4 protein-coding genes are annotated in these 4276 nt (G+C 70.7%); all 4 read left to right on the top strand.

Annotation, left to right across the window (positions count from 1 at the left end; all coding sequences use genetic code 11):
• The coding region (locus OS124_RS0110880) for an amidohydrolase family protein (RefSeq protein WP_010139626.1) at positions 1-293 on the top strand (293 nt) is incomplete at its 5' end.
• Positions 286-1815: a histidine ammonia-lyase gene (gene hutH, locus OS124_RS0110875; protein ID WP_010139624.1), complete on the top strand. Its 1530-nt coding sequence runs from the start codon at positions 286-288 to the stop codon at positions 1813-1815. The genes OS124_RS0110880 and hutH, both read left to right, overlap by 8 nt.
• Positions 1816-1880: 65 nt before the next feature.
• Positions 1881-3575, top strand: coding sequence for a urocanate hydratase (gene hutU, locus OS124_RS0110870; RefSeq protein ID WP_010139623.1), 1695 nt, complete (start codon positions 1881-1883; stop codon positions 3573-3575).
• A complete protein-coding gene (locus OS124_RS24385) occupies positions 3572-4105 on the top strand; it encodes a HutD/Ves family protein (protein WP_010139622.1) in 534 nt (177 codons plus the stop codon). The genes hutU and OS124_RS24385 overlap by 4 nt, the downstream gene beginning before the upstream one ends.
• Positions 4106-4276 lie beyond the last annotated feature (171 nt).

Genomic DNA, 4276 nt, shown 5'->3' with positions numbered 1-4276 from the left:
CCATGGCTCTGGCCACGGATTGCAACCCGGGCACCTCGCCGCTGTGCTCGCTGTTGCTGACCATGAACATGGGCGCCGTGCTCTGGGGCATGACGGTGCGCGAGTGCCTCGACGGCGTGACCGTCCACGCTGCCCGCGCCCTTGGCCTGCAGGGCGAAACCGGTCGCCTGGCGCCGGGGCTCTCGGCCGACTTCTCGGTCTGGGAGGTCGAGCGGCCCTCGCAGCTTGTCGGCCGGCTTGGCCTCACCCCCCTCCACATGCGTGTTTTCGAAGGAGCCGTGACCCATGGCTGAACATCTGACACCCGGCGCCGTGCCGCTTGCCGCGCTGGCACGGGTCTACTGGCAGGGCGCGGCGGTCACGCTGGACGCCAGCGCCTGGCCGGCGATCGACGCCGCCAGCGCCCGGATCGCAGAGGTCGCCGCCGGCACCGAGGCGGTCTATGGCGTCAACACCGGTTTCGGCAAGCTGGCCTCGGTCCGCATCGCGTCGCAGGACACGGCGAAGCTGCAGCGCAATCTGATCCTGTCGCATTGCTGCGGCGTCGGCGATCCCCTCGCCCCCGAGGTGGTGCGCCTGATCATGGTGCTGAAGGTGATGTCGCTGGCGCGCGGCGCCTCCGGGATCCGCCGCGAAGTGGTGGAGCGGATGCTTGAGATGCTGGACCGCGACCTGCTGCCGCTGATCCCCGAACAGGGCTCGGTCGGCGCCAGCGGAGACCTCGCGCCGCTGGCCCATATGACCGCGACCCTGCTGGGCGAGGGCGAGGCGCTGTTCGGGGGCCGCCGCATGTCCTCGGCCCGGGCGCTGAGCGCGGCCGGGCTTGCCCCCGTCGAGCTGTCGGCCAAGGAGGGGCTGGCGCTGATCAACGGCACCCAGGCCTCGACCGCGCTGGCGCTGGCGGGTCTGTTCCGCGCCGAGCGGGCCTTGCAGACCTCGGTGGTCACCGGTGCGCTGTCGACGGATGCCTCGATGGGATCCACTGCGCCTTTCACCGCCGAGATCCACACGCTGCGCGGCCATGCCGGCCAGATCGAGGTCGCCGCCGCGCTGCGCGCCCTGCTGGCGGGCTCGGGTATCCGTGAAAGCCATCGCGACGACGACGAGCGGGTGCAGGACCCCTACTGCCTGCGCTGCCATCCCCAGGTCGGCGGCGCCTGCCTGGACCTGCTGCGCCAGGCGGCCCGCACGCTCGAGATCGAGGCCAATGCGGCCACCGACAATCCGCTGGTCCTGTCCGACGGGCGGGTCGTCTCGGGCGGCAATTTCCACGCCGAGCCGGTGGCCTTCGCCGCCGACCAGATCGCCCTGGCGGTGGCCGAGATCGGCGCCATGGCGCAGCGGCGCATCGCCCTGCTGGTCGATCCGGCGCTCAGTTTCGGCCTGCCCGCCTTCCTGTCGCCCACGCCGGGCCTGAACTCGGGGCTGATGATCGCCGAGGTGACCTCGGCGGCGCTGATGAGCGAGAACAAGCAGCTGGCCCATCCGGCTTCCATCGACAGCACGCCGACCTCGGCCAACCAGGAAGACCATGTCTCGATGGCCTGCCACGGCGCCCGCCGGCTGGGGCTGATGACGCGCAACCTGTTCAACATCCTCGGGATCGAGGCCGTGACGGCCGCCCAGGGCGTGGCGCTGCGCCGCCCGTTGCAGACCTCGGCGCCGCTGCTGGCGGTCATCGCCACCCTGCGCAGCCGCGTGGCCGAGCTGGAAGACGACCGCTACATGGCGCCCGACCTCGCCGCTGCCCATGACCTTGTCGCCGGGGGGGCGCTGATCCGTGACCTGGGCGTCGCCCTGCCGGGACTGGGGTGATGGAGCCCCGTTCCGCCGCCCTGCCTCACCCCCGCCTGCCGCGTCTTTGAGAGAGAGGACCGCCCATGACCACCACCCGTCACAACACCCGCGACATCTTCCCGCCGACGGGCCCCGAGCTGACCGCGAAGAGCTGGCTGACCGAGGCTCCGCTGCGGATGCTGATGAACAACCTGCATCCCGACGTCGCCGAAAACCCGCATGAGCTGGTGGTCTACGGCGGCATCGGCCGCGCCGCGCGCAGCTGGGAGGACTTCGACGCCATCTGCGACAGCCTCAGGCGGCTCGAAGCGGATGAGACGCTGGTCGTCCAGTCCGGCAAGCCGATTGCCGTGGTGCGCACCCACCGGGACGCGCCGCGCGTGCTGATCGCCAACTCGAACCTCGTGCCCAACTGGGCCAATTGGGAACATTTCAACGAACTCGATAGGAAGGGCCTGATGATGTACGGCCAGATGACCGCCGGGTCCTGGATCTACATCGGCGCGCAGGGCATAGTGCAGGGCACCTACGAGACCTTCGCCGAGGCGGGCCGCCAGCACTACGGCGGCGACCTGACCGGCAAGTGGATCCTGACCGGCGGTCTCGGCGGCATGGGCGGCGCGCAGCCGCTGGCCGCCGTCATGGCCGGGGCCTGCTGCCTGGCGGTGGAATGCGACGAGACCCGCGCCGATTTCCGCATCCGTACCCGCTATTGCGATGCCAAGACTCACGACCTCGACGAGGCGCTGGCGATGATCGACCGCTGGACCCGCGCCGGAGAGGCGAAATCCGTCGCCCTGATCGGCAATGCCGCCGAGGTCTTCCCCGAGATCCTGCGCCGGGTGCAGGCGGGCGAGGCCCTGCCCAACGGGCGGCCCGATATCGTCACCGACCAGACCTCGGCCCATGATCCCTATCACGGCTACCTGCCGAAGGGCTGGTCCGTCGCCGAATGGCGCGCCCGGCAGGAAAGTGCGCCGGAAGAGGTGAACCGCGCCGCCCGTGCCTCGATGAAGGATCACGTGGCGGCCATGGTCGGCTTCTGGAACGCTGGCATCCCGACGCTGGATTATGGCAACAACATCCGCCAGATGGCCCGGGAAGAGGGGCTGGAGGATGCCTTCGCCTTCCCCGGTTTCGTGCCCGCCTGCATCCGCCCGCTGTTCTGCCGTGGCATCGGCCCGTTCCGCTGGGCCGCGCTGTCGGGCGACCCCGAAGACATCTACAGGACCGACCAGGCGATGAAGGAGCTGTTCCCCGGGAACGAGGGCCTGCACCGCTGGCTGGACATGGCGCGCGACCGGATCGCCTTCCAGGGCCTGCCCGCGCGGATCTGCTGGATCGGGCTGGGGGATCGCCATCGCGCCGGGCTGAAGTTCAACGAGATGGTCGCGCGCGGAGAGCTGAAGGCCCCGGTGGTGATCGGGCGCGATCACCTCGACAGCGGCTCGGTCGCCTCGCCGAACCGCGAGACCGAGGCGATGCGCGACGGTTCGGACGCCGTGTCGGACTGGCCGCTGCTGAATGCGCTGGTGAACACCGCCTCGGGCGCGACCTGGGTTTCGCTGCATCACGGCGGCGGTGTCGGCATGGGCTTTTCCCAGCACGCCGGTGTCGTTATCTGTGCCGACGGAACACCCGAGGCCGCGAAACGGCTTGAGCGGGTGCTGTGGAACGATCCCGCGTCGGGCGTCTGGCGCCATGCGGACGCGGGCTACCCGGAGGCGATCGAATGCGCGAAGGAACACGGGCTGGACCTGCCCAGGATCCTCGGATGACAGCGGAAATCCACAGGGCGGCAGAGCGGCGCTTTGCCCCCTGGAAGAACGGCGGCGGCGAGACGGCAGAGATCCTCTGCCATCCCGAGGGCGCCGGGTTCGACAGTTTCGACTGGCGGATCAGCACGGCGCGGGTCGACCGCTCGGGGCCGTTCTCAGCCTTCGCAGGCGTCGACCGGGTGCTGACCGTGCTCGAGGGCGGCGCCATGGATCTCAGGTTCGAGGATGGCGGGCATATCCTGGCCGGACCCGGGACCGGGCCGCATCCCTTCCCGGGCGACAGCGCCTGCACGGCGACCCTGCGGAGCGGGCCTCTGCTGGACCTGAACCTGATGGTGCGCCGCCCGCTGCGCGGCTCGGTGCATCTGCCGGGGCAGGAGGTTGCGGCCGAGGGGCTGCGGGCCTGCTACCTCTTCGCCGTCACCGACCTGCCCGGGATGGGGCTGGCGCGTCATGACCTGCTGGTGCTGCCGGAGGGCGCGCAGGTGGCGCCCGAAGGCGCCTTGCTGATAGCCATCCACGACGCCTGACGGCGGCTGCCCCTGCCGGGTCTGCCACGGTGGGGGGGCCGCGACTGCCGGGGCCTGGCGCTGCCGGGGCCTGCGGGGCCTCCGGCAGAGGTGCGTCAGCTGCCGGACTGCCCGTCGAACTCGGCGAAGCTGGTGTGTCTCGCCGGGATAGAGCAGGCGCACACTAGGTCA

This window comes from Oceanicola sp. S124 (assembly GCF_000220565.1).
Taxonomy (GTDB): Bacteria; Pseudomonadota; Alphaproteobacteria; order Rhodobacterales; family Rhodobacteraceae; genus Pseudooceanicola.
Note: the sequence above shows the minus strand (reverse complement) of the source record. Positions and strands in the feature narration are given on the sequence as shown.